This window comes from Streptomyces sp. SID13666, from assembly GCF_010548325.1.
In the GTDB taxonomy this organism is placed as follows: Bacteria; Actinomycetota; Actinomycetes; order Streptomycetales; family Streptomycetaceae; genus Actinacidiphila; species Actinacidiphila fildesensis.
The window spans coordinates 401,506-424,181 of sequence record NZ_JAAGLX010000003.1 but is presented as its reverse complement, the minus strand read 5'-3'; the positions used below and the strand labels follow the sequence as shown (position 1 = coordinate 424,181).

The window sequence follows — 22,676 nt, the reverse complement described above, 5'->3', positions numbered from 1 at the left end:
GGGCGTCCATCACGCTTATGACGAGGCGTCTCACTCGCCGAGCGAAGAACTCCGGGCGGCCGGTACGGCTCATGCAAGGTCATCCGGCGGATGAGCGTTTGCCGGGGTTAGTCGACTCTGAGTTCGCGGGCTGCAATAGGGCTGCGTGGTTCGTGTTCTCTGCGGGAGGCTCGTGGTTGTGGTGAGCTTCCATGGTCGCGACGATCACCGGTTGCCCAAACCGACGATCCTTGGCTATGTGGCCGCCGCTTGTCGGTGGCGCCCCGCCCGGGCCGCCGCCGACCGACATGGCATCGAGAGCGCACCAGGCGCTACGCCTCAGTGACGGACATGACGGCGCGAAGGTCACCCCAGGCGGCGGCACGACATCTGGGCCTGGTGCGCAGGGTCAGTCGCTGTCGTGACAGCACGCTTCGGGTCGGCAGGTAGGGCTGCGTGAGCAGCGGTGCTGAGGGCGCGTGCTGTGAGCATGTGGTTGAGCTTGTCGGCGAGGCGGGGTGTGTGCCGGTTGAGGCGATCGTAGGCGCGTGCGCGGGCGGGGGCGATGATGACGGCTTTATTGCGGGTGAGGCGGGTGAGGATGTGCTGAGCCAGGCGTTCGGGTGGGTAGGGCCAGGGGTGCAGGGTGCGCATGAGGGGTTTTGCGGCGGCTGCGAGGGCTGTTGCGGGCAGGTCCGGGTTGAGGTGGTCGAGGATGGGGGTATCGACCAGGCTGGGGCACACGACGTTGACGCGGATGTTGTACCGGGCGGCCTCGGCGCGAAGTCCCAGGCTCATGCCGACGACGGCGTGTTTGCTGGCGATGTAGGGGCTGAGCCCGCCGATGGCGACGCGGCCGGCGATGGATGCGGTGTTGATGATCTGGCCGTGCCCCTGTTCGATCATCAGGGGGTAGCAGGCGCGGACGCCGTGCACGACGCCGAAGAAGTTGACGTCCATGGCGCGTTGCCAGTGGGCGAGGCTGAGTGTTTCGGTGGCACCACAGGTGACGATGCCGGCGTTGTTGAAGACCATGTCCAGGCGGCCGTGGCGCTCGAAGACGCCCTGGTAGGTGCGGGTGACGGCGTCGGGGTCGGTGACGTCGAGAACGAGTGATTCCCGTCGGGGACCGTCGGGGCCGGGGTGCAGGTCCGCGGAAACTACGGTGATCCCGCGGTGGGTGAGTGCGTCGCACAGGGCCAGGCCGATGCCGGAGGCGCCGCCGGTGACGAGCGCGACGGCGGGGAAGGCGGGCACTATCAATTCTCCTGGTGCAGGTGGTAGTGGCCGCGGCGGGGGGAGCGGGTGCGCAGCCAGTACGCGACGGTGGACTTCGGCCACATGACGCGGTTGGTGCCGGTGCGGTCGAGGTACCAGCTGTCGCAGCCGCCGGTGGTCCATACGCTGCGGCGTGAGCGGCGTTGGATGTCGTCCTCGAAGCGTTGCTGTGCGTCGGCCCGCACATCCAGGGAGCGGGCTCCGGTCCTGTCCAGGAGACGCAGGCAGCGCAGGATGTAGTGCATCTGGGCTTCAGCCATGAACAGCACCGAGGTGTGTCCGGCAGCGGAGTAGGGGCCAAGCAGGAGGAACATGTTGGGAAAGCCGGCCACGTTCACCCCGAGGTAGGAGCTCAGTCCGGTGCTCCACACCTGTGCCAGATTGCGTCCGTGGGTACCAGTGATGTCCAGCCGGGCGTATTCGTCGATGACGTCGTACCCGGTCGCGCAGATGATCACGTCCGTCGGGTGCCGTGTGCCGTCTTGGGTGACGATCTCGTGTCCGCGGATCTCGCTGATCGGCTCGCTGACGGCGCGCACGTGGGGCTGGCGCAGTGCGGGCAGAAAGTCACTGGAGAGCAGGATGCGCTTGCAGCCGATGCGATAAAGCGGGGTCAGCGCCTTTCGCACGTCCGGGGCGTGCACGTGCCGGTGCAGGTGCCGGCGTGCGACGGCTTCCGCCAGCCGGCCCAGACGGGGCAGGGCGTACATGACCGGACCGCGGACTTCCAGGCTCCAGTAGGCCGCGGCCCGGCGAAGCCGCTGCAGTCCTGGCAGGCGCCGGGTGAGCCGCTGTTCCCAGAGGCGGTGGGTGCGTTGCAACCGGGGCAGGATCCAGGCCGGTGTGCGTTGGAAGACGTTCAACTGGGCTGCCTGGATGGCGATGTGGGGTACGACTTGAATGGCGCTGGCGCCCGTTCCGATCACCGCGACCCGTTTGCCCTGCAGCTCGCACGTGTGATCCCACTGGGAGGTGTGGAACGCCGTCCCGGTGAAGGAGTCGAGGTTCGGCATGAGCGGTTTGCTCAGTCCGCCGGTGGCCAGGATCAAAAACCGTGTCCGGTATTGACCGTGTGCGGTGTGGATGGTCCAGCGCTGGGTGTCCTTGTCGAAGGCAGCTGTGAGCATCTCGCGCCGGTAGGCGATGTGCTCTTTGATGCCGAAGTCCCGCACGCATTGCCGCAGGTAGGCCCAGATCTCTTCTTGCGGGGGGTAGGTGGAGGACCAGGGGTGGTGAGGGGTGAGGGAGAATGAGTAGAAGGTGGCCGGCACGTCGGCCCCACAGCCGGGGTAGGTGTGGTCGCGCCAGACCCCTCCTACATCTTCGCCCTTCTCCAGGACAAGGAAGTCGCGTAGCCCGGCCAGGCACAGCTTGATGGCCATGCCGATGCCGCTGAACCCGCCGCCCACGATGACAGTCTCGTGTTCGCTGATCATCCGCGTACCGCCCGAATGGCCGCTTCGGCCCCCGCCGCACCGCTCGGCGCCGTGGGTGTGCGATGGCCGAACGAGCGGGTCTTGTAGTAGAAGGCCAGCATTCCCGCGGCGCAGGACAGGGCGCACCAGACCAGGGCCCGCGCTGCCGTCCAGCCGGGATCGGTATGGGTGAGGGCTGCGGCGTTGACCGCCTGAGCCGGCCCGTAGAGCGGTAGGGCCCCCAGGCCGGTCTGCTGGGCGTGGGGGTTGGTGACGGGGTTCTGCAGGCTGGTGTCGAGGAACGTCGTCATGACGATGAGGAAGAACCCCTCCAACTCCCCGCGCACCAACGAGCCCGCCAGGATGCCGAGGCCGCCGTAAGCGAGGGCCGCGGTGGCCAGACCAGCGCACAAAGGTGCGGGCTGCAGGACGGGCCACGACAGTCGTAGCAGCACGGTCGCGTACAGGGACAGCACCACGGATGCTCCAGTCAAGGCGGTGACCTTGGCGAGCACCAGTTGCGGGCGGGGATAGCCCGCCAGCACCAGGCGTTCGTCCATGTCCCGGGCCGTGAACGTCGCCCGGAACATCATGAAACCGCAGATCACTGTGAGCGCGTGCAGAGCGCTGCTGATTTGAAAGATCCTGTCGATGGTGCTGGAAGCCTCGGTGCCCACCGCCCGCAAGTAGAAGACGACCGCAGTGGGATACGCGGTCACTTTGACTACCCAGATCCACACGGGAACGAAGAACACCGCCATGAGCAGGGCGAGTCGGTCGCGAACAAGACTCAGCACGGCGAACTGCAAGGCCACCGCATAGGCAGCCCAGGCACGGGTCACAGCGCCGCTACCCTCTCTTCAAGCAGCCCGTCGCACAGCTGGTACACCGCGTCGAAGTGCCGCAGGTCATCGGGAATGTGGGAAACCACGACCACGGAGCGGCCTTGGGCGCGCAGATGTCCTGCCAGTTCCCAAAACCTCTGGTGGGTGTCCCAATCGAAGCCCTGATACGGCTCGTCCAGCACTAGCAACGCCGGCTCGTGCATCAACGCGAGAGTGAGGTTCAACTTCTGCCGCGTTCCGCCGCTCAACTCGCCAGCGCGTCGGCGTCGGCAGTCGGCGAACGCCAAAACGTCCATCAACTCATACGCGGGACGTAGGTTCGTCTGTCGGTGAGCGATCTGGAAGAGCCGCAGATGCTGATCGACGGTGAGCATGTCGTTCACCACGGCCCGCTGAGGGCAGAATCCGACGGCTCCGAACCGCTCGACCCGCCCGGCGTCAGCAACCGTCCGTCCCACAGCGATCTGCAGCAGAGTGCTCTTGCCGGCACCGTTCTCACCGACCACGCCCGTCAACGTCCCGGGAAAAACCTCCAAATCGACTCCACGCAACACCGCACGCCTGCCGTACACCTTGCACACACCGCTCATCCGTAGACGAACCTGCGTTTCCACCGACCTCACCCTGCTAACAAGTACGCCGTTCCGGTGCTGGTCAACGATCAAGGGGCGGCGAAGACACCGCAGGCCGCCAAGGTCGAGAAGGTCATGCGCGAGCCCGTGCGACCGACAGCCTTCGTCAACTTGCCGGGTCCGGTGGAAGCCCAGCCACCAACTCGTAACCCGCATGCTTCACCCGCCGCATCCAAGAACTGCGCGCGCAGGTTCCGGGCGTTGGAGATCTGAGGAATCGCTTAGTGGGCGGGGCCTTTCATCAGATAGAGCGGCTTCGGATCATGGCTGGAAACCGGCGGTTCCGCGCCCTCTGCGAATGGTGCGGACTCACCCAAGTCGTCCTGCCGCGGCCTGCACGATCCTCCGGAATCGATCGTGATCAGTACTTCCCGGGCGCGTACAGCCGGGTGCCGACAACTGCGGAGAGATCCGCAGCGATACGCACCTCAACCGCGCGGAGTTGAGGATGCGTCAGCCAATGGATGCGGGGATGGTCCGGCGCTCCATTGAAATGCGGCGGCCAGGAAGTGGCCGGAGTGAAGTCGTCGATCACCACCGTCCTGCCGGGAACGAGCAGGTCTCCTGGATCAGCGACACCGTTGCCCCATTCCGAGCCCCACAGGGTCGCGCTGTGGGGCGGATCCGCCGTGGGCCGGTACCGCCCGGACGGTGTTCTCGACCTGCACGTGGCGCTCGTCACCGGGCCGCGAGCGGTCGACAAGGGCTTCGCGCTGCATCCGTTGACTGACTGACCACGTGCGGAAAGTGCGGTCTTGCCAAGATTCGCGCGATTTGCGGCCGACAAGTCTTTGCCATGGCGAGGACTTGCCGCCATGGGGCCTTCACGTCGTCGCTACCGGCCGATAGACCCATGGCATGTCCTCCCTCTCGCAACATTCCGCCTTCCGCCGCAGGCGCTGGCAGCTGATCGCGGCCGTCACCGCGGTGCCGCTGCTGGCGTCGGGGCTCGCGGTAATGCAAGCGCCCGCACAGGCCGCTCCGAGCAAGCCCACCGTTCCCGCCAAGCCCTCGGCGACCCACAAGGTCACCCTGGTCACTGGCGACATCGTCACGGTCACCACGATGGCCGACGGCAAGCAGACCGCCGACGTCGACCGGCCGGACAGCGCCGTCGGCGGCGTAAAGATCCAGGAAATCAAGGGCGACCTGTTCGTCATTCCGGACGAGGTGGTGCCGCTGTTGGGCATGGACAAGCTGGACCGGCGGCTGTTCAACGTCACCGACCTGATCGAGATGGGCTACGACGACGCGAAGTCGGCCGCGGTGCCCCTGATCGCGACCTACACCCAGCCGAAGTCTCGCTCGGCCGTTGAGCCGACAGCCCCCCGCGGCAGCAAGCTGACCCGCAAGCTCAAGGGCATCCACGGCGCCGCCCTCAGCACCGAGAAGCGGCAGGCCCGCACCTTCTGGACCACCGTCGCGCCGCAGGGCAGCGCGACGTTGGGCGCGGGTGTGGCGAAGCTGTGGCTCGACGGCCGCGTGAAGGTCAACCTGAAGGAGAGCGTGCCGCTGATCGGCGCGCCCGAGGCCTGGGCGGCCGGGTACACCGGCAAGGGCGTCAAGGTCGCAGTGCTCGACACCGGCATCGACGTCAACCACCCCGACTTCGCCGGCCTGATCGACGGTACGGTCAGCTTCGTGCCGGGTGAGGCCGTCACCGACGTCAACGGGCACGGCACACATGTGGCCAGCACGATCGTCGGTTCGGGCGCCGCCTCGGGAGGTGACTACAAGGGCGTTGCCCCGGGAGCCGACCTGTTCGTCGGGAAGGTGCTCGGCGGCGCGGAGGGCTCCGGCCAGGACTCCTGGGTCATGGCCGGCATGCAGTGGGCCGCCGAGTTCGGTGCGGACGTCGTCAACATGAGCCTCGGCGACTCCTACCCGACGGACGGCAGCGACCCGATGTCGCAGGAGGTCGACGCGCTGTCCGCGCAGTACGGCACTCTGTTCGTCATCGCCGCCGGCAACGCGGGCCCGGAGAGCATCTCCTCCCCGGGCGCGGCCGCCTCGGCGCTGACCGTGGCCGCCACGGACAAGCAGGACCAGCTCGCGTCCTTCTCCAGCACCGGCCCGCTGGCCAACTCCGGCGGCATGAAGCCGGACATCGCGGCGCCCGGCGTGGACATCACCGCGGCCCGCTCGCAGGACATGACCGACGGTGGTGCGGGCCTTTACCGCACCCTCAGCGGCACCTCGATGGCCACCCCGCACGTGGTCGGCGCGGCGGCGATCCTGGCCCAGCAGCACCCGGACTGGACCGGCGCGCAGCTCAAGGAACACCTGATGAGCACCGCGAAGGGCCTGGACGGCGGGTACTCGCCGTACGAGGTCGGCACCGGCCGTGTCGACGTGGCCGCCGCCGTGCGCACCACGGTCCGCGGCACCGGATCGCTCTTCTTCGGCAACTACACATGGCCGCACGAGCCGAGCGACATCGCCGTCACGAAGGACCTGACCTTCACCAACGCCGGTTCCACCGAGGTCACGCTGAACCTGGCGCTGACCAATGACGGCGGCCCGTTCGCGCTGGGAGCGACCAAGGTGACCGTCCCGGCGGGCGGTACTGCCGCCGTCCCGGTGACCGGTGACCCGCAAGCCGCCTCGGCAGGCCGGCACGTCGGATACGTGACAGGTACCGATGCGACCACCGGGAAGCCGGTGACCCGCACGTCCGTGGCACTGCTCAAGGAGGAGGAGCGCTACGACCTGAACATCAAGCTGGTCGGCCGGGACGGCAAGCCCGCCGCCGGCTGGGTCGGAATCAACCTGGCCGGCGACTCCTGGCCGTGGACGGTCTACGTCGACGGCTCGACCACCATGCGCATGGCACCCGGCCTGTACACCGTCGCGGGTTACGTCGACGTGGCCGGCGAGAAGGCGGACCGCTCGGGTCTGGCCGTGCTGGTCGCCCCGGAGACCGTGCTCAAGGACCGCTCCGCGAACGTGGTCCTGGACGCGAGCAAGGCACGCCTGCTGCAGACCGAGGCGCCGCAGCGCACCGAGGACCGCCAGCGCAAGGTCGACTTCAACGTCCACTACAAGGGACTCGACCCGTTCATGGACTACCGCAGCGCGTACGTGCTGCCGCCGACGTACGACGACGTCTACGTCGCGCCGACGAAGCCGATGACGCAGGGCGAGTTCATGCTGACCACCCGCTGGCGCAAAGGCGAGCCGCAACTCAGCCTGAGCACGCTGGGTGGCCGGCTCAGCTTCGAGGCACTGGTGCAGGGGGGCAGCGCCCTGGGCACCGCCACGGACAGGCTGGACGCCGTCTACGCGGGCAACGGCGCGGCGGCCGCCTACGGGAAGGTGAGGGCCAAGGGCAAGATCGTCGTCATCAACCGCAGCGACGAGGTCACGCCGCAGGAACGCACCCAGGCCGCGGTCGCGGCCGGTGCGAAGGCGCTGATCGTGGTCAACGACGGTGTCGGTGCCCTGATGGAGTACGTCGGTGAGTCGACCATCCCGGTCGCCACCGTGCACCGCGACGCGGGCAAGTCCCTTGTCCCGATGGCCAAGGCCGGCATCTTGAAGCTGACCGCACAGCAGACCCAGTACACGCCGTTCGTCTACGACCTGACCCGGGACTACCCCGGCCAGGTGCCGGACCGGGCCCTGGTCTACAAGCCGACCAAGAGTGACCTCGCCCGGATCGATGCCCGCTACTACTCGGCCACGGACGGCGGAGTGGCGGAAGGCTACAGGTCCGACTTCACACTCAGCCCGTCGTTCAACCTCCCCGAGCTCGAGTGGCACCCAGGCACCCGCACCGAATGGGTGACCCCGGACCAGGTCTGGAGAGAGTTCCACACTCAGGGCGTCGAGGGAGCCCTGCCCTGGTCAATGGTGTCGGGCGACAACACGTATGCCAAGGGCAGCACTACCCGTCTGAACTGGTTCGCTCCGGCGACCCGGCCCGGCCAGGGCGAGTCCTTCGGTGTGTACAACTCCCGTTGCCAGAACTACATGACCTGGAACGTGCAGGCGTGGGCCTCCGCCAGCGACAACATGCGGCTGGGGGGCTACCTGCCGTGGGGTGAGACACCGTCCCACCTGCAGGTCTTCCAGGGCGACACGCTGATCCACGACAACCCGAACGGCGGAGACATGCAGTGGGTGGAGGTGCCGGCGGGCAACCTGCCCTATCGCGCCGTCCTCGACGCGGAGCGGCCTGGTGATGTCTTCCGGCTGTCGACGCGCACACACTCCGAGTGGACCTTCATGTCCGACACGGTCGACTCGGACTTCTTCGAGCGATTCTCGGTGCTGAACCTGAACTACCAGCTGGCGTCGGACCTGCACGGCGACGTCAGGGCCGACGCGACCCAGCAGATCGCGCTCAAGCCGGTGTCGATGGACCTCGGCACCGTGCCGGGCACCGTCACCAAGGTGACGCTGGACGTCTCGTACGACGACGGAGCCACCTGGCAGAAGGTGACACTGACCAAGGTCGCCGGCGGCTATTGGAAGGGTTCGTTCAGGACGGCGAAGAAGCCCGGCGGCTTCATCTCGGTCCGCGCGAGCGCTGGGACGGACAGCGGTTTCAGCGTCAAGAACGAGATCATCCGGGCGTACGGCCTGCGATGAGTCGTACTGTCGGGCCCCGGGGAGGCGACTCCCCGGGGCCCTTCCCGTCACACCTGCTCCCAGCAGGGACTATTCACGGCTTGCCACCATGGCGCATACTCTCCCCGCTGCTGCAAGGGAAAGCGAGTCGGTCGCCGATGCTGGATGTTCTGGGCCTCGAACCCGATGACGAGCGCGTCTACCGGGCCCTGCTCGGGCGGCCGGACTCCACCGCGACGCTGCTGTCGGATCTGCTCGTCGTATCGCGGGCCCACGTCGACAAGGCTTTGTCCCGCCTGGTCGAGTGGGGACTGGTGATCGGGTCGGCGGATGAGCGGTTCACCGCCGCGCCGCCGGCCATGGCGCTCGGCGCTCTCATCAGCCAGCGCCGAGACGGGTTGCGCGTGGCCGAGCAGGCACTGGTGACCTTCGCCGAGGAACACCGGGCGGCGATGACCGGGAGCAGCATCAACGATCTGATCGAGGTCGTCACGGGCGTCGACGCCATCCGGCATCGGTTCCTACAGGTGCAGCAGGCAGCTCGCACACAGGTCCGCACCTTCATCACCGCACCGTTCGTGGCCGTACCGCCGGACGAGAACACCGCCGAACCGGTGGCCATCCGCCGCGGCGTGCACTTCCGGGCGGTACTGGACCGGGCGGTGCTGGCAGAGCCGGGCATCATCACCGATGCGATCGATTCACTGCACAACGGTGTGCAACTGCGGGTCGCCGACCAGCTGCCGATGAAACTCGTGCTGGCCGACAGCGACCTCGGCCTCGTCCCGCTCGCGGTCACACCGGCCGGAGAGCCCGGCGCGGTGCTGCTGCACCGCAGCGGCCTGTTGGATGCCCTGGACGCGCTGTTCGAGACGGTATGGCGCACCGCCCACCCGCTCCAGCTGTCGGGCACCGGCGGAGAATCCGAAACCACCATCGAGCACGGTGCGGACGGCCCGACCGACCTCGACCGAAGGATCCTCGCGCTACTGCTCGCCGGCCTGACCGACCCGACGGCCGCGACACAGCTTGGTCTGTCACCGCGCACGCTGCACCGACGGCTGCGCCACCTCATGGACATAGCCGGAGTACGGACCCGGATGCAGCTTGGCGGTCACGCCATCCGACACGGCTGGGTAGAGACACACTGAGGGTCCCGCGACATCAGCAATCTCCCCGCCGCCGACCCGCGAGCGGTGCCCTGCCGTCGCGGTGCGCGATTCGGTGTCGGTCACCGGTGTTCTCCCGGTGGGCTCGTGGGCATGGGCTCGGGTGGGTGACCGCAGTGGAGGCGGCCGGCGAGTGGGCGGGCGACGAGGCCCTGGCCGGGAAGGTCCAGATAGTCGCAGTCGGTGTCGGACACGACCAGACGCGGTTGCTCGCCGGTGAGGTGGGAGATGACGAAGACGGCGCTGGCCCTGGTGATGTCGCGGGTGTGACCGAGCGGCAGCAGGGACCGGGTCTCCGCTATGGCTTCGTTCTCGCCTGCCCGCAGTACGACGCGGATGCCGGGCGCGGCGCCATGCGCGGCGACGGCGACCGCGACGTTGTCGCGCTCGTCGGATCCCATCGCGGCCAGGGCGCGGGCACGGCGCAGTCCGAGGCGCTGCAGGACACTGCGGTCCTCGGCGTGGGCCAGAACGACGGGTATGCCCAGGGAGCGGGCCAGGCGCAGATTGGCCGCGGTGGGGTTGCGTTCGATGCCGACGACGGGGATACCCAGTTGCAGCAGGGTGTGGCACAGGCGGATGCCGACCTGCCCCAGGCCGACCACCAGGACGTGACCGGAGCGCGGTACGGCCCGCGGGCCGAGGATGCCGACGTGCCGGGAGCCGCTCATGCGGTTGACGAGGCCGGCGGTGAGCAGCGCGGTGAGGCCGACGGTGGTGAGCATCATCGCGGTGGAGACCATCTGGTAGGCGGTGTGACCGCGGTGGTCAGGGGCAGGGCCGACACCGGCGATGACGCGTGCGGCCGCGGCAAGGGCGTACGCGGCGGGTTCGTGGAAGGCGATGGTCGACCAGGCCCAGTCCAGTCCGAGGACGGTGGCGATGCCGGCCAGGCCACCGAGGAGCAGGCGGGCATCGGTGTCGTGAGGGCGTAGTTGTCCGCTCAGGCGCCCGACAAGAGCCTGGCGCCGGGCGGCTGAGCTGTCCCGCCAGGGCGTGCGGACGACAGTGGCGTGTTGCCGGCGTACCGCGGTGGTGGTGCGGCGGTCGGTTCGGAGCAGGGCGAGGGTCGCGGGGTCCGCGCACAGTCCTGCCAGGGTCGGCGCGAGGAGTTCGGCGGGGGACAGTACGGTGCACCGGTGCAGGAGGGTCCGCAGCTGCTCGGCGATGGTGCGGTCGAATACGCAGACCACGAGCGGCACGTCGGGGTGCACGTGGCGGACCGCGAGGGCGTAGCGCAGAGCGGATACGTCATCGTGGACGAGGACGGCGACACCTGGCGGCCCGTCGGCGGTGGCTTGCGCGAGTTCATGGTCGTCCGGTTCGGGAAGGTGGCGTGTGCGGTGCCGGCCCAGTCCCGCGCAGACCCGCCTGGCCAGGCTGGTTGCGCCGATGACGACGAATGTGGCTCCACCCGGGCCGAGGGGTGATGCGCTGCTGCTCGGATACGCCTTCGCGGGCACTGACGTGCCGCAGTCGTCGGACTGATAGGGCTCGCAGTGCTCGCAGCGCCATGCCGCGCAGCCGGAGCAGCGGTGCAGTGCCTGCCCGCAGTGGCATCGCGGGGCGGCGGGGGCGGATGCATCCATTGGCTGATCCCCTATGTGCGGCACGTGGGTTGGTTGCGGTACGGGGTGGGCGGGGTGCGGGGCCGGTTGACGGGATGTGAGCACCGGCCCCGCGGTTTGCGGTGTGCCGCGGTTGTCAGCGGGTGCTGTGACCGTCGGCGCTCACCGCGGTCTTCAGCACCGGCCGCTGCCGGACCCGCCGAGGCGGAAGGAGGTGGCCTTGGCCTTGCCGTAGGTGTAGAGCTGGGGGCTGCTGGCGCTCACGGTGAAACGAGGCTTGTCCGCGGCCTTGTACAGGCGGTAGTCGGATATCCATGAGGCGCGGGGGGAGGCGCCAGGTCGTCCGTTGCCCATGTCGGTACAGGAGGGGACGTCGGCGGTGTTGGCGGCGACTTCGCCGAAGGCGGTGACGACCTGGGCCCGGGAGTAGGTGCCCTTCCACAAGGAGCCGGGGAAGTATCCGACGTCGTGGTGGTCGTAGGAGATCCACCAGTCGCCGCCGATGTTGCGGATCGCGAAGTCGGCAGCGTGGCCGGGGCGCAGGGCCATCCCGGCGGTGAACTTGGTGGACACGGGGACGAAGCCACAGCCGTTGTAACAGGACGTCTGGCCGTCGACCCAGTGGTAGACGAACAGGTGCGGTTTGCTGTCGCCGTTGAGCTGGGGGTCGACGGTCCAGCCGACCTCGACGGTGGAGACCCGGTTGGTGTCCTGCAGGGCGAGCTCCTGAAGGGAATGTTCGCCGATCTGTGTGGGGTTGACCTCAGGATCTGAGATCTCCATCCGGACCGCCGCGCCGGCGGTGTCGGTGGTCTGGCGGCCGTAGACGTAGTCGTAGCAGGCGCCGAACCAGCAGGTGGGGCCGGTCGGGGTGGTCGCGTCGGCGGCAGGCGGGACAGTCGGGGCACTGGAGGTGGCGGTGGCGGGTGTCGGTTCGGTGGCGTGTGCCGGCGACCCGGTCAGCACGGCGAGGGCGGCGGCAGCGGCGAGGCCGACCGCGAAGGAGGTGCGTAGGTGCATGGTGGCTCCAAGGAGTGGATGTGGGTTTTGGCTGTTCGGTGAGGGCGGGAGGCGGTGGCGGGCGTGGTCGACGCACGCCACCTGGGGGTTTCGGCTTGTGGCCGCGTCGTGTCAGGTCGTCCGGCCGGCGCGCAGAAGTCCGGACGGCCCTGACACGAACGTGGTACGGGTGCGGCTGCGGAAGGGGGTGGGGGAGGACCGTCCGCAGCCGCACCCGGGCATGGGACGCGCCGGTCAGCAGGCTCCAGGGCCGCCGAGGGTGAAGGAAGTGGCGGTGGCGTGACCGGAGTTGTAGTAACTGGGGTCGGTCGCGGAGACGGAGAAGTGCGGGGCCGAGTTGGCTCCGTAGAGCTGGTAGCCGGCGATGGAGGAGGCGCCGGAGCCGCTGCCGTACTGGCCGTTGGCCATGTCGTCGCAGCTGGTCTGCCCGGAGTCGGCCACCTCTCCGAAGGCGCTGACGTTCTGCGCGGCAGTGAACCGTCCGCCCCACAAGGAGCCGGGGAAGTACCCGAAGGGCTGGTTGTCGTAGTACACGTACCAGTTGCCGCTGTAGTTGATGATGCTGAAGTTGGCCGAGGTGCCGGAGCGGACGGTCATGCCGGCCCTGATGCTGCTGGAAGTGGGCACGAAGCCGCAGCCGTTGTAGCAGGACGTCTGGTTGTTCACCCAGTGGTAGACGAACAGGTGAGGCTGGTAGTCGCCGTTGGTGACCGGGTCGACCATCCAGCCGATCTCGACGATGGCGCTGCGGTCGTCGGTGCGCAGGGCCAATTCCTGCAGCGAGTGGCCGGCGGTGACCTGGGGGGTGGCCTGGGTCATGGTGACGGAGGCGCCGGTGGCGCTGACCTCCTGCTGGCCCGAGACGTAGCTGAAGCACGAGCCGTACCAGCAGGTGGAAGCATTCGCGCTCTGGGCGGGGAGCAGGAGTGCCATTGCCAGCACCAGTGCCACACCGAGCGCGGTGAGTATCTTTCTCCGAGACATCGTCCGACCTTTCTGTGGGGGGCTGCCCGGGGCCTGATGTCCCGGGAGATGGGGGGGAGTGGGTGGCCGGACCCGGTGTCAGCCGTCGCCTCGGGCGGCGGTGAGCAGCATGTCCAGCACGGCGGTGCCGCTTGCGGCCAGACCGTCGTGCTCGTGGTCGCCCGTGACGACGGTGCGGGTGCTGCCGATGGCTGCCGCGGTGCGCAGCGAATCGCCCGCGTCGACGTACAAGTCGTCCTGGTAGACGACCGCGCAGGTGGGCACCTGATTGGCGGCCAGCAGCGCCTTGTCGTACAGCGGTGTCCACGACGTGTCCTCGGCCAGCAGTTGGGCCGTGTCGCGCAGCGGCCGCAGCGCGGGGTCGATGCGGAAGTGCCAGGGGTGGATGGTTTCGCCGGTGAACAGCAGCCGGGCGTGCGGGTCTTCGAGAGCGGCGCAGGCGTCGAACTGCGGGAACTCCGCGCGGACGCGTTCGGCCGCCCACGCGGTCGGCTGTCCGTCCTGGGCGTAGGCGGCCTCGTGCAGCACCGCGTACAGCGGTCGGGTCGCGAAGGACAGCAGGGACTGCACCTGGTGCTGGAAGGCGTCGGACAGTTCGGGGCCCCGGGTTCCGGACAGGAAGGCGCCTTCGAGGAGGTAGTGCAGGCGGGTCGCGCCGTCGATGGTTCCCAGCAGGATGCCCAGACTCTGGAATGCCTCGGCGGTCAACAGCAGGCCGCCGGGCAGCACGACCTCGTGCTCCCTGAGGTGCCGGGCGATGCTACGGGCCCGTTCCTCGTCCTCGGGATAGCGGGCGTAGTAAGCGACGTTCTTGCGTTCCATGCGGGGGTAGGCCGCGCGATAGACGGTTTCGGCATCCGAGTCCAGCCCGGGCAGGCCGCCGACGATGAACGCCTCACGCAGTCCTTCGGGCGCCAGGCAGAGATAGGTGACCGTACAGAATCCGCCGAAGCTCTGCCCGAGCACGCTCCACGGCCTTCCGCCGGTCAGTTGGCGGCGGATCATCTCGGCGTCGCGGACGATGGAGTCGGCCCGGAAGAAGGGCAGATGCTCCGCCTGGTGACGGGCAGTGCCGCGCAGCGGGAGGGTCTGCCGGTTCAGGGGAGCGGAGCGTCCGGTACCGCGCTGGTCCATCAGGAGCACGCGGTAGTCGCGGGCGGCGCGGGCGAGCCAGCCGCCGGCCGTCTGGGTGTCCAGCGGCCGCGGGGCGGCGCAGCCGGGGCCGCCTTCGAGGTAGAGCAGCCAAGGCCGCCCATCCGAGTCGGCCCCCGGGGCGGTGACTTCGCGGGCGAAGACCTCGATGTGCTCGCCGTCGGGACGGTGGTGATCCAGTGGCACCGTGAAGACGTGCTCGGTCAGCCGGAGCCCGGCCTGCCGGTAGGCGGGCGGCTGCTCGGTCGTGGGTTTCTCGGCGGGCGGTCGGTGCGCGGTCATCGAAGCCTCATGGATATCGGGGGCAGGCGGCTGGGTCAGGCGGTGGTGCGGAAGCAGGGGACCGCGTCGAGAAGGCTGCGCGTGTACGGGTGCTGGGGAGTCTCGAAGATCTCCTCGCGGGTGCCGGTCTCGACGATCCGGCCGGCTCGCATGACGGCGATGCGGTCGCAGAAGTGCCGCACGACGGCCAGGTCGTGGGAGACGAACAGGTAGGAGATGCCGAGTTCGTCCCGGAGATCGGACAGCAGGTTGAGCACCTGGGCCTGCACCGAGACGTCCAGGGCGGACACCGGTTCGTCGGCGATCAGGAGTTCCGGCCCCAGGGCCAGCGCGCGGGCGATGCCGATGCGCTGGCGCTGCCCGCCGGAGAATTCGTGCGGATAGCGATCCAGGTGCAGGCGTTCGAGTCCGACCTGTTCCAGCAGTTCGGCGGCCCGCTCGCGGCGTGCGTCGGCATCCAGGCCGGTGTGGACGCGCAGCGGTGCTGTGATGATCTGCGCGACGCTGCGCCGGGGGTTGAGGGAGGCGTAGGGGTCCTGGAAAATGATCTGGACGCGCTGGGCAAGCTCCGTGCGGACCGGTCCTGAGGCCGCCGTCACATCGGTGCCGCGGAACGCGACCGTGCCGGCGGTGGGCCGTATCAGGCCCATGACGACCTGCGCGGTGGTGCTCTTTCCACAGCCCGACTCGCCGACCAGGCCGAAGCTTTCGCCGGCGCCGATGGTGAAGCTCACGTCGTGCACGGCGTACGACCGGGGTGTCCCGTGCCACCGCAGCAGCGAATGAGGGGCGTAGTCGACGGTCAGTTCCTGGACGGACAGGATGTCGGCCCCGGTTGCGGCGGGCGCGGCAGCCCGGTTGCTGAGTGACACCGGTGTGGGGGCCCGCGGGGCAGGTGGCGTGGTCGCGGCGGACACCGTCGCCAGCCGAATGCCGGGCGGGGTGTCCATGGTGGGCACGGCGGCCACCAGCGCGCGGGTGTAGGGGTGCTGGGGGGCGGCCAGGAGCGCGTCGGTGGGACCTTCCTCGACCTTCTCGCCCCGGTACATCACCAGTGTGCGGTCCGTGGTCTCGGCGACCACGCCGAAGTCGTGGGTGATGAGGACCAGGGACAGGGACAGGTCGCGTCGCAGGTCGTTGAGGAGCGCCAGCACCTGTGCCTGGAGGGTGACGTCCAAGGCGGTGGTGGGCTCATCGGCGATGACGATCTCAGGCTCGTTCATCAGGGCCATGGCGATGCAGACGCGTTGACGCATGCCGCCGGAGAACTGGTGCGGGTACTGGCGGGATCTGCGGTCGGGCTCGGGGATGCCGACCCGGTCGAGCATGTCCACGGCTCGGGTCCTGGTCCGGGTCCGGCCGGCCCGCGGGTGGTGGAGCCGGTACATCTCCTCCAGTTGGGCACCGACGCGGTGGAAGGGACTGAGGGCGGCCAGCGCGTCCTGGAAGATCATGGCGATGCGGTTTCCGCGCACGTGGCGCATCACCGTCTCGGGCGCGTCGACCAGTTCCTCCCCGGCCAGTAGCGCACTGCCCGAAATGTGGGTGGTCGCCCGGGGCTGCAGTCCCATGAGGGCGAGCAGCGCCGCGGTCTTGCCCGAACCCGACTCTCCGACGATGCCCAGGGCCTCGCCGCGCTGAAGGTCGAAGGACAGATCCCGCACTGCGTGCACTCGGTTGCCGCGCGCCGCGAAGGTGACGTCCAGGCCGCGGACACGCAGTGCGGGTGGCGCCGCGACGGCCGGCGGAGCCTGAAGCGATGGCAGAGACATGGCGAACTCCCTGGTGGGCGCACGGAAGGAAGCGGAACGGCGGCGGGCATGGGCTGGGGCGGTGGGACGGCCCGGCTGGGAATCACGACAGGCGGATACGCGGGTCGAGCAGCGCGATCAGGCAGTCGGTGAGGGCGACGAAGACCACCACGAACAGCGCGGCGAGCAGTACCGTGCCGACGACGGTCGGCAGGTCGTTCTGGGTGATGGCGGTCAGGGCGAGCTTGCCGACTCCGTTGAGGCCGAAGACCGTCTCGGCGATCACCGACCCGCCCAGCAGCCAGCCGATCTCCAGGCCGATGAGCTGGACCAGCGGTGCCGCGCTGCCACGCGCGGTGTACTTCAGATGGGCCTGCCACCAGCCCATCCCCTTGCTGCGGGCGGTGCGGATGTACTCCTCGCCCATCGTGTCGAGCATCTGGGTGCGGGCGAGGCGGGCGTAGACCGCGGCACTGACCCAGCCGAGCATCAGCCAGGGAACCAGCATCCCGCGGAACCAGCCGGCGGGATCGTGCCAGGGAGAGGTGTAGCCGGGCTGCGGCAGCAGATGCGCCTGGTAGACCAGGTAGTACTGGACGGCGTAGCCGATGAAGATGAGCTGGACGCTGGCGCCGACCAAGGTGAAGGTGTTCAGAGCCCGGTCCAGCCAACTGCGCGGGAAGAGCGCCGAAAGGAAGCCGGTGCCGCCACCGATGACGGCGAGCACGAGGACCGCGCCGAGCGTGAGGGACAGCGTGACCGGGAACGCCTGGCCGATCGCGGTCACCACGGGCTCGTGCAGGAAGTAGGAGTACCCCAGGCACGGTGCCGGGCAGGCCACCGGGGCGCCGTTGATGTCCTGCAGGGTGCGGCCGGCGACCAACCCGCTGAGGTAGTGCCAGTACTGCGCCGGCACCGCCTGGTCCAGGCCCATTCCGTGCCGGATCGAGGCCACGGCGGCGGCGTCGCACTTGGCGCCGCAGGCGCTGCGTGCGGCGTCCTGCGGGCCGGCGTAGAACAGCGCGAACGTCACGGCACTGATGGCCACGAGGACCGCGAGGACTTGGGCGGTGCGCCGCACTGCGAAGGCGAGCATCTGTCGACTCCGTTCAGGCCACGTGGGCGCCGTTGAGGGGATTGCCGTTCGCCGCCCGGGGCAGCCGCAGGTTCACCCCGTGGATTTGGTAGCCCTGCGAGTACAGGTAGGGGATGACCGGGACGCCGGCCATGATCTTCTTCTCCAGGGCGATGTACGCGGCGGCCTTGGCGGAGGCATCGCTCAGGGCCGCGATGCGGTCGAACTCCGCGGTGTCGGCGGAGCTGTCGAACCGGGAGGAGTCGTACCAGGGGCCCTGCCGGGCGTCGAAGACGTTGGGCAGTACCGTCGACGGGGAGGGCCAGTCCGCTCCCCAGCCGGTCAGGAACATGTCGTACGGTGCGCCCTTGGCACCGATGGTGTCGTAGTACGTCGTCGCGTCGAGCGGTTTGGCCACGACATGGATACCGATCTTGGCGTAGGCCGAGGCCAGCACCTGCACCTGCTGCTGTCCGGCCCCGTCCCCGCTGCGGTAGGCGTACACCAAGGTGCTGAGTTTCTGCGCCGAGCGGGCCAGGTACTTCTGGGCGGTGGCCACGTCACCGCGCGCCGGAGCGTGGAAGGTGTCGTAGTCGCGGTAGCCCAGCAGATCAGGGGTGGTGACGGTGGTGCCGTACTGACCTGCGAACGCACCGCCCTGCAGCTGCCTGAGCTGCTCCTTGGGGAAGGCGTACAGCAGGGCCGTGCGCAGATTCACGTCGGTGATGCGGGCTGTGTTGATGGCGAACCAGTAGCCGAAGATCCCCTGCGGCTGGTAGGCGATCGACCCACGGTCCGCGCGGTTGTTGACCGTGTCGTTCAGAGAGGGTGCGATGGCGTTGCTGAGGCTCATGGTGGTGGGGCCGTTGCCGGCGGTGGACAGCATCTGCTGGTCGATGTTGACCAGTTCCTTGCCGAAACCGAACTCGTAGGCGTCGGCGTACTGGTAGCGGATCGGGTCGGTGTCGGCCTTCCAGTGCAGGTTGGGGACGAGCTTCATCGACACGTTCTGGGTGTGCGCGGCGATCTGGTAGGGCCCGCAGGAGTACGGACTGAGGTCGTAGGCGCTGCCGGTGTCCTTGTCCTTGCGGACCGGGCTGGCGGTTCCCAGCGCGGCGGCGAACGGCACGTCGGACTGCGGCTTGGGGAAGTGGAACACGATGGTGGATGCGTCCGGGGTGACGATGGCGGGCATGTCCCCCGTGGCGGGCCCGGCGTACTTCTTCTGGGCGTCGGTGATCGTGCTGGTGCCGGTCAGCCACTCCTGCCAGTACACCGGGCCGTTCTCGAAACCCTTCTGGAAGGAGCGCTCGATGCCGTACCTGACCTGCTGGGCGGTGACGGCTTGGCCGTCCTGCCAGGTCGCACCGGACTTGAGGTGGAACGTCCAGGTCCTGCCCTGGTCCGATGCCTGACCGGTGTTCGTGGCCAGGTCACCGACCAGGACCCGCTGCCCGTTGATCACGGTATAGCCGGTGAGCTGCCGGTCCACCATGTTCAGCACGTCATAGCCCTGGGAGACGTACACCTTCTGTGGGTCGAGGTGGTCGTAGTCGGCGGTGTCCAACACGGTGACGGTCCCGCCCCGTCCCGCACCGGAGATGACCGGCGCCGGGCCATGGCTCTCGGCCTCGGTACCCATCCGCACCGCACTCTGGCCGGCTTTGATGGCGGGCGCTTTGCCGTGCTGGGTACCGGTGTTGCCGCCCGCGGAGCTGCAGGCCGAGAGCACGGCGAGGGAGGTGGAAGCGGCGATCGCTGCGCACAGGGCGCGGGACATGGTTCTCATCGCGGGAGTTCCTTGGAGGGTTCGGTTCACGCGGACTTGGGGTCGAGTGCGTCACGGACGCTGTCGCCGAGCAGGTTGAAGGCCAGAACGAAGATCAACATTGCTCCGCCGGGGAAGAGCATGTAGGTGGGGTCGGAGTAGAAGACCTGCCCGGCGTGGCCGATCATTCGGCCCCAGTCCGGGACGGGCTCGTTGATGCCCTGTCCCAGGAAGGACAGAGCCGCCTCGAAAGCGACGTAGGCGGGGACCGCGACGGTGATGTGCACGATCACCGGGCCCCACAGGTTGGGCAGCAGTTCGGTGAGCACGATCCGACGCCGGCTCATCCCCAGCGCCCGCGCGGCCTTGACGAACTCCCGTTCACGCAGGGACCGCACCACCGACCGCAGCACCATCGCCTGGGTGATCCACCCGAACAGCGACAGCACCAGGATCACTGAGGTGAACTGCATCCAGGCCGGCTCGTTCTGGTCCGGTGCGACCAGCCGGGAATTGATCACCGGGGTGAGGGCGATCAGCAGCAGCAGTGAGGGGAAGGCGAGCATCACGTTCGCGACGAACTCGAAGCCCTTCTCCACCACCCCGCCCAGATAGCCCACCGCGATACCGACCACCGCGCCGATGAGGCTGGTGATCAGCACGCAGGACACCGCGATCAGCAGTGAAGTGCGGATGCCGTACAGCAGTTGGGTGAACACGTCCCGCCCGAGTCCGGGTTCCAGGCCGAACCAGAAGCGAGCGCCGATCCCGCCGTTGGCGCCCGCGGGGTACCCGCTGTCGGTGAGCAGGCCGGCATCGTCCTGCCCGTAGTGCTCGGCGGGATTCTTGCCGTAGACCCACGCGATCACCGGGGCCAGCGCCCCGATCACGACCACGCCGAGGACCACACCCAGGCACACCATCCCGACGCGGTCCCTGCGGAACCGGGCCCAGGCCAGCCGGGCCGGGGACTGCCCCGGCCGCTCGTCGGCGTTGTCGGTCCCGTCAGGCGGAGCCGTCGCCGCCCGGGGTATTACGGCTTGCTGCGGATCGGACATGACGCCTCAATCACCAGGGTCAACACGGAAACTGCATGTAAGTGAGCGGATAATCTCACTTACATGTGGAGTTAAGTTAGGGCTCGTGGTCGGGGTCCGCAAGGCCTACCGACGGGTTGCTTGGCCTCGGTTGGGTCACGACGGTCCGGCCGGGCGCCGGAGCGATCCCGTGCCCGATGCGGCCACGGGGGAGGACTCGGGCGCGGCCGGACCGGACCGGGAGGAGACGGAGTGTGCCCTCGGCCCGCTGGTCCAGTGGGTCCCGCTACCATGCAAATGGACGTATTGATGGAGACGCTCCCGGTTGCGCTGGGGACGCTCCGCGCACCCCAAGGGCTCCGGGGCAGTCACATCGCGTTCATGCGACCGAGAGCCGGTCGGCTCGTGGACGGCTCAAGCAGGTGCCCGTGCCGGGGGGCGTGATAGGACTTGTGCCGAGGGCGTCCGCCCGCGCGAAGCCAGGAAGGTGCGCATGCCCATCGGTGGTACGGACGACGGCGCGCCCGGCGACGCCAAGGGGATCGGGGAACGCGTTCAGTCCCTGCGGACCGGCCTGCGGCTCACTCAGCGCCAGTTGGCCGAACCCAAATACACTCCGGCGTACGTTTCCACCGTCGAAGCCGGAAAAGTCAGGGCGTCCGAGACAGCGCTGCGTTACTTCGCCGGCAAACTCGGGACCACTTATGAGCAGTTGGCGACCGGGGTCCCGGCCGAACTGCGGGCCGAACTGCGGGAGGGCCTCGCACAGGCGAGCGCTCTGATGGACAGCGGCTCCAGCACGGATGCCGAATCGCTGCTGATCGGCCTCATCGAGCAGGCGCAAGCGCACCAACTCCACGACCTTGAATCACAGCTGCGGGTCTCACTCGGGCATTGCATGTTGCGGCGCGGCGCGCTGGCAGAGGGGCGCTCACAGTTCGAGCGGGCCGAAAGCCTGATGGCGGACGAGCCGCTTCCCTCGCGGGTCCGCGCGGTGCGCGGCCTGGCCACCGCCCACCAGTTGGAAGGCGACGTGCGCTACGCCTGCTACCTGCTGGAGAAGACCATCAACGAACTGAACGCCGAGGGCCTGCCGGACCCCGAGGCGTTGCTTCTGCTGTACGTCACCGTCATCACCCCGTACATGGACCTCGGGGCCTACGAGCGCGCCGCCAAGGCCGCCGGCCTTGCCCTCGACCTCGCTCCCCAGGTGAAAGACCCTGTCGCGATTGCCGGCCTCCACCGGTCCGTCGCCCGAACCCTGGCCGCCCAGGGACGCTACGAGGACGCGGAGAACTACCTGGTGAAAGCCCAGGAGCTCTACCAGCGGCGCGAAATCCGCTCGGAACTGGCGCTGTGCCACTGGATGCACGGCTATCTGCACACCCAGCACGGCCGCCTGGCCGAAGCGGAAGACGAACTGCGCACGGCGCGCGAGATGCTCCGGGAGACCGGAGGAACGTTCTACGCCGTGCAGGTCGAGGTCGAACTCGCCGATGTCCGCCGCCGCCGCGGCCACGACACCGACGCCGAGCAACTCCTGCTCGACCTCCTCAAGGGGCTCGGACCAGGCCGGGGTGCCGTGCACGCCGCTGCCGCCCACCGGCTGCTCGGGCTGATCCACGAAGAACGAGGCGACACCGGGGGGGCCGAGCAGCAATACCTGGCCGCCATCCCCCTGCAGGAAGAAGCCGACGTCATCGGCGACCTGGCCGACACCTGCCGCCTCCTCGGAGATCTGCTCAACCGGCAGGGCCGCACCCAGGAAGCCATCGCCGTCTACCGCCGCGGCCTGACCCGTCTCGCCCGCCCGGGCACCGTGACCCTCGGTCCGGTTCCCGCCTTCCCGCCTCTGCGGACCCTCGGTGCCGACTCGATGTAAGCGGAGGCTCGTCCAGCGCATCGCCGACGCCTTCGCACTCACATCAACGACCTGCGCCACTCGGCGTCACCACCGAATGTGAGACAGAGCGTTAAATTGACACACCCGTACGCCCTGCTGTGAGGGCCGCAGATTCGGGAGGCCGGGCGCTGCCACGCGCCTTGCTCGGCGGAGTGCCGGCGGTCGCGCGGCGCACTCCGCACGGAGCGCTGTGCGACGCGTCCGGCCAGGCCCGCCGACGGACTCCTGGCGCGCTGGTGCGCGGCG

General features: G+C 68.8%; 16 protein-coding genes. 4 read left to right on the top strand and 12 right to left on the bottom strand.

The genetic code is table 11. From position 1 onward, the window contains the following. Positions 1–345: 345 nt before the first annotated feature. From G3I60_RS08840 to G3I60_RS08825, 4 genes are read right to left on the bottom strand one after another with little or no spacing between them, the layout of a single operon-like run. Positions 346–1,236 (bottom strand): SDR family oxidoreductase, encoded by an 891-nt coding sequence (locus tag G3I60_RS08840; protein WP_203672446.1) that lies wholly within the window; start codon positions 1,234–1,236, stop codon positions 346–348. A gap of 2 nt (positions 1,237–1,238) precedes the next feature. Then, entirely contained in the window at positions 1,239–2,693 is a 1,455-nt protein-coding gene (locus G3I60_RS08835) for an NAD(P)/FAD-dependent oxidoreductase (protein WP_164293060.1), read from the bottom strand. Beyond that, complete coding sequence (locus tag G3I60_RS08830) at positions 2,690–3,514, bottom strand: ABC transporter permease (protein ID WP_164293059.1); 825 nt, start codon at positions 3,512–3,514, stop codon at positions 2,690–2,692. Before G3I60_RS08830 ends, G3I60_RS08835 begins: the two co-directional genes overlap by 4 nt. Then, positions 3,511–4,107: an ATP-binding cassette domain-containing protein gene (locus tag G3I60_RS08825; protein WP_164293106.1), complete on the bottom strand. Its 597-nt coding sequence runs from the start codon at positions 4,105–4,107 to the stop codon at positions 3,511–3,513. Before G3I60_RS08825 ends, G3I60_RS08830 begins: the two co-directional genes overlap by 4 nt. 57 nt (positions 4,108–4,164) lie before the next feature. Here G3I60_RS08825 and G3I60_RS08820 point away from each other — a divergent pair, with 57 nt between their 5' ends. From G3I60_RS08820 to G3I60_RS08810, 3 genes are all read left to right on the top strand, one after another. Next, entirely contained in the window at positions 4,165–4,362 is a 198-nt protein-coding gene (locus G3I60_RS08820; protein ID WP_164293058.1) for a hypothetical protein, read from the top strand. A 645-nt stretch (positions 4,363–5,007) separates the two neighbouring features. Then, complete coding sequence (locus tag G3I60_RS08815; RefSeq protein ID WP_164293057.1) at positions 5,008–8,742, top strand: S8 family serine peptidase; 3,735 nt, start codon at positions 5,008–5,010, stop codon at positions 8,740–8,742. Between the two features lie 137 nt (positions 8,743–8,879). Then, positions 8,880–9,872: a helix-turn-helix domain-containing protein gene (locus tag G3I60_RS08810; RefSeq protein ID WP_164293056.1), complete on the top strand. Its 993-nt coding sequence runs from the start codon at positions 8,880–8,882 to the stop codon at positions 9,870–9,872. 80 nt (positions 9,873–9,952) lie between these two features. Here G3I60_RS08810 and G3I60_RS08805 read toward each other — a convergent pair whose 3' ends face one another. The 8 genes from G3I60_RS08805 to G3I60_RS08770 all read right to left on the bottom strand — a co-directional run bounded on the left by G3I60_RS08805 (position 9,953) and on the right by G3I60_RS08770 (position 20,548). After that, entirely contained in the window at positions 9,953–11,479 is a 1,527-nt protein-coding gene (locus tag G3I60_RS08805; RefSeq protein WP_164293055.1) for an NAD(P)-binding protein, read from the bottom strand. A gap of 153 nt (positions 11,480–11,632) precedes the next feature. Continuing rightward, complete coding sequence (locus tag G3I60_RS08800) at positions 11,633–12,478, bottom strand: neprosin family prolyl endopeptidase (protein WP_164293054.1); 846 nt, start codon at positions 12,476–12,478, stop codon at positions 11,633–11,635. 234 nt (positions 12,479–12,712) lie between these two features. Further along, positions 12,713–13,462, bottom strand: a complete 750-nt coding sequence (locus G3I60_RS08795) for a neprosin family prolyl endopeptidase (RefSeq protein WP_164293053.1) — start codon at positions 13,460–13,462, stop codon at positions 12,713–12,715. Positions 13,463–13,540: 78 nt separating this feature from the next. Then, positions 13,541–14,896: an alpha/beta fold hydrolase gene (locus G3I60_RS08790; RefSeq protein ID WP_164293052.1), complete on the bottom strand. Its 1,356-nt coding sequence runs from the start codon at positions 14,894–14,896 to the stop codon at positions 13,541–13,543. Positions 14,897–14,931: 35 nt separating this feature from the next. After that, complete coding sequence (locus G3I60_RS08785) at positions 14,932–16,668, bottom strand: ABC transporter ATP-binding protein (RefSeq protein WP_164293051.1); 1,737 nt, start codon at positions 16,666–16,668, stop codon at positions 14,932–14,934. An 82-nt stretch (positions 16,669–16,750) separates the two neighbouring features. Continuing rightward, the gene (locus tag G3I60_RS08780; protein ID WP_164293050.1) at positions 16,751–17,743 is read right to left on the bottom strand and encodes an ABC transporter permease; all 993 of its coding nucleotides are present in this window, start codon (positions 17,741–17,743) and stop codon (positions 16,751–16,753) included. A gap of 13 nt (positions 17,744–17,756) precedes the next feature. Then, the gene (locus G3I60_RS08775; RefSeq protein WP_164293049.1) at positions 17,757–19,511 is read right to left on the bottom strand and encodes an ABC transporter substrate-binding protein; all 1,755 of its coding nucleotides are present in this window, start codon (positions 19,509–19,511) and stop codon (positions 17,757–17,759) included. Between the two features lie 26 nt (positions 19,512–19,537). Further along, entirely contained in the window at positions 19,538–20,548 is a 1,011-nt protein-coding gene (locus tag G3I60_RS08770; RefSeq protein ID WP_164293048.1) for an ABC transporter permease, read from the bottom strand. A 472-nt stretch (positions 20,549–21,020) separates the two neighbouring features. Here G3I60_RS08770 and G3I60_RS08765 point away from each other — a divergent pair, with 472 nt between their 5' ends. Further along, positions 21,021–22,409 carry a tetratricopeptide repeat protein gene (locus G3I60_RS08765; protein WP_164293047.1) on the top strand — a complete coding sequence of 463 codons (1,389 nt, stop codon included), beginning with the start codon at positions 21,021–21,023 and terminating at the stop codon, positions 22,407–22,409. The last annotated feature ends 267 nt before the right edge of the window (positions 22,410–22,676 follow it).